Below are 6,446 nucleotides of genomic sequence, written 5' to 3' on the forward strand. Positions count from 1 at the left end.
AAATAGTGGAAAAAAATAATAATTCTTTGCGTTCTTTGGGATTATGCTGATTTTAAGAAAAAAATATAAAAGAGGTGAAAGATGAGAATTGCGATTTCAAGTGAGAATAGTCAAGTCGCTGACCATTTTGGAAGGTGTTCACAATATACGATTGTGGATATTGAAGGTTCTGAAGTAAAAGAGAAAAAAGTTGTAGATAATCCAGGTCATGCTCCAGGTGCAATTCCAGGATTTCTTAAGGAACAAGGATGTGATATAATAATCGCAGGTGGTATGGGCAGGAGAGCCCAAGGATATTTCCAACAATTTGGAATAGATTACATTATTGGCGTACATGGTAATATCGAAGAGGTGATTAGTAATTATTTGAGTGATACACTGGAAGCTGGAGAAAGCAGCTGTGATCATGGTCAAGGTCATGGTGACGGCATGCATGGCGATAAACATTTTAGATAAAATGAAAAAAATGAAAATAGCGATCCCAACAGAAAACGGAAAGTTATGTGCCCATTTCGGCCATTGTGAAAAATTTGCTGTTTTTACAACCGAGGGAGAAAAAATCGTGAACGAAGAGTTTATTACTCCTCCACCACACGAACCCGGTTCTCATCCGAGATTCTTAAGAGATCTGGGAGTGAACATTATCATCGCTGGAGGAATGGGGAACAGAGCCCAGAGCCTTTTCACTCAAAACAATATTCAAGTTTATTATGGAGTTCCAGCCCAAGATTTAAAAGAACTGGTCAGAACCTGTATCTCAAATGAATTAAAATCAGGTGAAAATTTTTGTGATCATTAAACTTGCTTTTTAGTCCAAAAAGAACATCGTCTTGGTTCAAAAAAAAAGGATTTTATAAATCAATGACGATCCGAAAAAAGTGAAAATTTGAAGAAAAGATGTGTAGTTACGACTTGTCGTTCATTATAAGTCGAATAAGTAATTTAAGGAGGTTATGATGAAACGAATTTTAGCAGCTATTGATTTTTCAGAATCAACTGAAAAAGTAATTGATCGAGCCAAAACAATGACAAAAGAATCAAATGGAGAATTACTTATTGTTCATTCCGAATCATTAGATTCTTATCTTTCAGCAATAACAAATGAGTATAATCAAACTCCATCGATGGAGTTGATAAATGAAAAGAAGAAAATAATTGAAGATCGACTACAGGAAATTCATGATAATTTACAAAAGGACGGAATTAAAGCAGAATGTATTCTCATGGAAGGAACAGCTGTTGAAAATATTCTTCAAGAAGCAGAAATATTTAAAGCAGACATTATTATTATTGGTTCTCATAAACATGGAAGATTTTATAATCTCTTATTTGGAAGTGTTCATAAATCTTTGATCACAAGATCACCAATACCGGTTTTGGTTATACCTCCTGAAAAAAAGAAATGAGATAATTCGGAAAAATAATGAAAAATTAATGAAAGGAATAATTTGAAAATTGCCATTGCCAGCGGAAAAGGCGGAACAGGAAAGACAACTCTTTCAACGAATCTGGCTGCTTTTTTAGCGGAAAATCAGAAAATCGTTCTCATCGACCTTGATGTGGAAGAACCGAATTCAGGTTTGTTCATCGAGGGGAAATTAGTTCATCAGGAAGATAAGTTTAAGAAAATTCCCGAATGGAAAAAGGATGACTGTATTCTCTGCGGTAACTGCCAGAAAGTCTGTAATTTCAATGCAGTCATTAAACTTGCCGACAGAATTATGATCTTTCCGGAATTATGTCATAGTTGTTATGCCTGTTCGGAACTTTGTCCAACCAAATCTTTGCCGATGATACCTCAAAAAATCGGAGTTTTGAGACATTTCCGGAATGATAATTTGTCATTCGTGGAAAGCAAACTTGATATTGGTCAGGAAATGGCTGTTCCTTTGATCTCGCAAACTATCGATTATATCGAGAAGAATTTTCCAAACGATATTTTCCAAATTTATGATTCTCCGCCCGGAACATCCTGTCCGGTTATCGAAGCAAGTAAAGATGCAGATTTTGTCATTCTCGTTACGGAACCGACTCCTTTTGGATTACACGATTTGAAATTAGCAGTTCAAACTATGCTGGAATTGAAAAAGGAATTTGGAGTTGTGATCAATCGTTTCGGGATTGGAAATGACGATGTTCTGAAATATTGTAAGCATCAAAACATTCCAATTCTAACGAAAATTCCTAACAGCAGAAAAATAGCGAAAATTTATTCACAGGGAGAACTCCTTTATAAACAGGTTCCTGAATTTGAGAATGCTCTGGAAAAATTGATTTCAAAGGTTGGATTTGACTCGTGGCGAAGCGCGAGTCGAAAACAACCTGTCTAAAAATGGTCGCAATTCTCGACTCACACTTCCTGCGGCCGTAGCGAGTTATCGTTCTACTCATTCCCAAATTGTATTTGGGAACGCAATAATGGAAAAATTTTATTTTGAATTATCTTTATCGAAATGAAATTTCTTATCCAACTGTGTTCCCAAATACAATTTGGGAACAAGAAAAAAAATTATAAAAGGAAAAAAATGGAAAAAATCATTGATTTAAGTCAAACAATAGAATCCGGAATGCCGATCTATCCGGGGCATCCGGAAACAGAATTGAAATCGCTGGCAACAGTTGAAAAAGATGGATATACAAATCATCTTTTAACAACCGGATTGCATACGGGAACTCACATCGATGCTCCCGGACACATGATCGCAGATGGAGTGCAGCATAGTGCTTTTCCTTTAGAACGCTATGTAAATAAAGGTGTAGTTTTAAACGCAAAAGGGAAGAAGATCATCGATAGTTCAGTCATTAATAAACCTATTCTTAAAGGAAGCATTGTTCTGATCTATACAGGACACGATCAGAATTTCAAAAAGGAGAACTATTATACGGAATTTCCTTTGATAGATAGATCTCTGGCAGAAAAATTGATCGAAGCGGAAATAAGTATGATCGGATTGGATACACCCAGTCCTGATGATCCTCCTTTTGAAATTCATAAATTATTTTTTAAGAATAACATAATGATCGCCGAACATTTAACTAATCTGGATAAACTTTTAGAAATTCAAGAATTCGAGGTTTTTGCCTTACCATTAAAAAATAATATTAATGAAATGCTGGCTCGAGTTATTGCGGTTGTCAGGTAAAAACTTGCCAAATTTTTGAAATTTAGCAAGTTTTAAAAAGGAAATAAATGAAAGAGATCGTCATCATTTCAGGAAAAGGCGGAACCGGTAAGACTTCAATCACAGCATCTTTTTCTTATCTTGGTGGGAAAGATGTAATTGTTGCAGATTGCGATGTTGATGCGGCTGATATGCATCTTTTATTAGAACCGGATTATGCTGTTTCCGAAGATTTTTACAGCGGATTAATCGCTGAAATAGACCAGGAAAAATGCATCAAATGTGGAAAATGTGCAGAAGTTTGTCGCTTTGCAGCCATTCCGATAATTAACAAGAAATATGTCATAAATCCAATAGATTGTGAAGGTTGTGGTTATTGCTCTCAAATCTGCCCGCGAGATGCAATCGAGATGAAAGAGCAAAATGTCGGGAAATGGTTTCTTTCCGAAATAAAAACAGGTTCAAAAATGGTACATGCCAGATTGGGAATTGGGGCTGAAAATTCCGGTAAATTAGTGGCAGAAGTAAAAAATAAAGCCAAAGGGATCGCAGAAAAAGAAAACAAAGAATTTGTGATCGTTGACGGTTCGCCGGGAATCGGTTGTCCGGTTATTTCATCACTTTCAGGAGCACATTTCGTAGTTCTGGTAACCGAACCTTCAGTTTCCGGTATTCACGACTTGAAAAGAGTGTACGAGTTAGTGAAAAAATTCGGCATTAAAGCGGGTTGCATTATTAATAAAGCTGATATTAATCCAAATAAGACAAAAGAAATACAGAGATTTCTGGAAGATGAGAAAATCGAATCGATCACTGCCATTCCTTATGATGAAAATTTCACTAAAGCAATGACCCAAGGCAAAACAATTGTAGAATTTGATGATGGAAAACTCAAACTAAATATTGAAAATAGTTGGGAAAAAATAAAGGAATTAGCAACGAACTAAACGAACAATACGAACAAAAAAAATCGTTCAAGTTGGACTCAACTTCACAGCAAAGCGGTGGAGTTGAGAACAGCTGAAAAAAAAGTGACTAATTGTTTGTTTTGTTAGTATTGTTCGTTGCTGAAAAAAGGAGTTGAAATGAAAATTTTATTAACAGCCAAAGGAACAGAATGGGATTCTAAAATAGACTCCAGATTTGGCAGAACAGAATTTTTTTTCATTTATGATGAAGAAACAGAAAAAGTTGAAACTTATGACAATCGAGCAATCGCTAACGAAGCGCACGGAGCAGGACCAAGAACGGCTCAGAAAATGGCTGAATACGGGGTGAATGTAATGATAACTGGAAATGGTCCCGGAGGAAATGCGGCGGTAGTTGTTAAACAGCTTGGAACAAAAGTTTTTGTCGGTGCAGGCGAGATGACAGTTAAAGAAGCATACGATGCTTATAAAAAGGGAGAATTGAGGGAATTTTGATTTTTTTATTAATAAATCAAAAAAATAAAGGGAGAAGAAATGCAAAAAGGTGCATACACTCTATTAATCACACCATTTAAAGAAGATATGTCTTTAGATGAAGATGGATTGAGATTATTAGTTCAAAAACAATTGGAAGCTGGAATTAAGGGGATTGCTCCGTTGGGAGTAACTGGAGAAAACACCCTTTTAACTGATGAGGAAGTTAACAAGGTTTTAGAAATTATTGTTCATGAAGCAAAAGGTAAATCTTTGATAGTTCCTGACCTTTGTGCGATGAGTTTATGGAAAGGAATTGAACGAGCAAAGGAATTTGCAGATATTGGTGCAGATTATATATGTTCTTATTCACCATATTTTGTGCTTCCAAAACCTGATGGTGTAATTAAATTTTTTGAGAAACTCGCTGATGCTTCTAAAATTCCGATTATTTTACATAATGCAGAAGGCAGGACTGGTATAAATATAAAACCGGAAACTACTGCTTTATTAGCAAAACACCCTAATATAATTGGAATAAAAGATGGAAACAAGGCACTCGATCATCTGGCAAAAGTTATTTACCTGACCAAAGATGAAGACTTTGAAGTATTTACAGGAAAAGATACAACTGCTTTTCCATTGGTTTGTTTTGGTGGAAGTGGCTCATTCACAGTTTCTGGAAATGTGATTCCAAATATTATGAAAAATATGTTGGATTTTGCTTTGAATGGAGAGATACAAAAAGCTGAAAAGCTTCATCTGGAATATTATGATTTATTTGAAGCTATTCGTTTTGAAACTAATCCGATGGCTGTTAAAAAGGCTTTAAATCTTATGAATTTTCCTGCTGGTAGCTTGAGATTACCTTTAACCGGACTTAGTGTAAACAAAACAGAAAAACTGAAATCCATTATGAAGCAAAGAGGATTGATGTGAAGTAAATAAATTAAAAGCGTCTGTAAATTTTACAATATGACTGTATCCCTAATTCCGAATTAATGATAAAACTTTCGAAATTTTCAAAACTTCAGAAGTTTCAGGGAGGATAAAATGGAAAAAATAAGAGTCGCTTTTGCCACTGATAATGGTAAAACATTTATGGGTCGTCATTTTGGTGATGCCGATTTTTATGATATTTATGAAATTGCCGGGAATAATGCGAAATTCATTAAAAGAATCGATAATACAGTTGACGAAGAGGAAGAAGTCCACGCAGATCCCAAAAAAGCAAAAGGAATCAGCAAATTATTGCTTCATGAAAATGTAAATGTGGTAGTTTCCAAAATTTTCGGACCGAATATCAAACGAATAAAAAAGAAATTTGTTTGCATTGTAGTAAAAGATGAAGAGATAGAAGAAGGCATAAACAAAATTTGCCTTAATATTGGAAAAATTTATAATGAATGGGAAAAAGGTGAAGAAAGGCAGCATCTATCATTTTAGATAGAACTAAATTTAGAAATTTGATTAAAGTGATTGTATTTAAAAAATAACAGGAAAATAAAAAAATGGATTTCGAACAAAAATCAATCGAAATAATTACCGGAGTAAATCATCCGGCGATTAATCATACTTTGTATGATCTTGGTCTTATCAAATCTTATGAAATTAAAGACAGGAATATCGAAATTGTGATGGCATTACCGGCTTTGAACATTCCAATTCTAAATATTCTGATCCAAAGTTTTAAACAACCTTTGGAAGCAATGGAAGCCAAAGTTAATGTACAGACAGTTTTGATGACGCAGGAAGAATTGCAGAAATTTCTGACTATGGAACAAAGTGCCTGGAAGGGATTGTAAGAAATCTAAAATTTTTTGTTCCAATGCTTCAGTGTGGGAACGAGTTAATGTTTATAAAAGAGAAATTTCATGAAATTATTAATGGTTTATGCAAACAGTTTTGGGTATAAAACAAC

At 34.7% G+C, this 6,446-nt stretch carries 10 protein-coding genes; all 10 read left to right on the forward strand.

The window, feature by feature from the left end:
- Nucleotides 1-81 precede the first annotated feature (81 nt).
- The 10 genes from ENL20_12510 to ENL20_12555 all read left to right on the forward strand — a co-directional run bounded on the left by ENL20_12510 (nt 82) and on the right by ENL20_12555 (nt 6,330).
- A complete protein-coding gene (locus ENL20_12510; protein ID HHE39375.1) occupies nt 82-456 on the forward strand; it encodes a hypothetical protein in 375 nt (124 codons plus the stop codon).
- A gap of 10 nt (nt 457-466) precedes the next feature.
- A complete protein-coding gene (locus ENL20_12515) occupies nt 467-799 on the forward strand; it encodes an ATPase (GenBank protein ID HHE39376.1) in 333 nt (110 codons plus the stop codon).
- 154 nt (nt 800-953) lie between these two features.
- Nucleotides 954-1,406 (forward strand): universal stress protein, encoded by a 453-nt coding sequence (locus tag ENL20_12520; protein ID HHE39377.1) that lies wholly within the window; start codon nt 954-956, stop codon nt 1,404-1,406.
- Between the two features lie 42 nt (nt 1,407-1,448).
- Nucleotides 1,449-2,330: an ATPase gene (locus ENL20_12525; protein ID HHE39378.1), complete on the forward strand. Its 882-nt coding sequence runs from the start codon at nt 1,449-1,451 to the stop codon at nt 2,328-2,330.
- Nucleotides 2,331-2,453: 123 nt separating this feature from the next.
- The gene (locus ENL20_12530; protein ID HHE39379.1) at nt 2,454-3,143 is read left to right on the forward strand and encodes a cyclase family protein; all 690 of its coding nucleotides are present in this window, start codon (nt 2,454-2,456) and stop codon (nt 3,141-3,143) included.
- A 47-nt stretch (nt 3,144-3,190) separates the two neighbouring features.
- Entirely contained in the window at nt 3,191-4,069 is an 879-nt protein-coding gene (locus tag ENL20_12535) for a (4Fe-4S)-binding protein (GenBank protein ID HHE39380.1), read from the forward strand.
- A 138-nt stretch (nt 4,070-4,207) separates the two neighbouring features.
- On the forward strand, nt 4,208-4,546 hold the full coding sequence (locus tag ENL20_12540) for a dinitrogenase iron-molybdenum cofactor biosynthesis protein (protein HHE39381.1): 339 nt from the start codon (nt 4,208-4,210) through the stop codon (nt 4,544-4,546).
- Between the two features lie 39 nt (nt 4,547-4,585).
- Nucleotides 4,586-5,464 (forward strand): 4-hydroxy-tetrahydrodipicolinate synthase, encoded by an 879-nt coding sequence (dapA, locus tag ENL20_12545; protein HHE39382.1) that lies wholly within the window; start codon nt 4,586-4,588, stop codon nt 5,462-5,464.
- A 114-nt stretch (nt 5,465-5,578) separates the two neighbouring features.
- On the forward strand, nt 5,579-5,971 hold the full coding sequence (locus tag ENL20_12550) for a dinitrogenase iron-molybdenum cofactor biosynthesis protein (protein HHE39383.1): 393 nt from the start codon (nt 5,579-5,581) through the stop codon (nt 5,969-5,971).
- Between the two features lie 65 nt (nt 5,972-6,036).
- The gene (locus ENL20_12555) at nt 6,037-6,330 is read left to right on the forward strand and encodes a DUF59 domain-containing protein (GenBank protein ID HHE39384.1); all 294 of its coding nucleotides are present in this window, start codon (nt 6,037-6,039) and stop codon (nt 6,328-6,330) included.
- Nucleotides 6,331-6,446 lie beyond the last annotated feature (116 nt).

The sequence above is a fragment of the Candidatus Cloacimonadota bacterium genome, assembly GCA_011372345.1.
GTDB lineage: Bacteria > Cloacimonadota > Cloacimonadia > Cloacimonadales > TCS61 > DRTC01.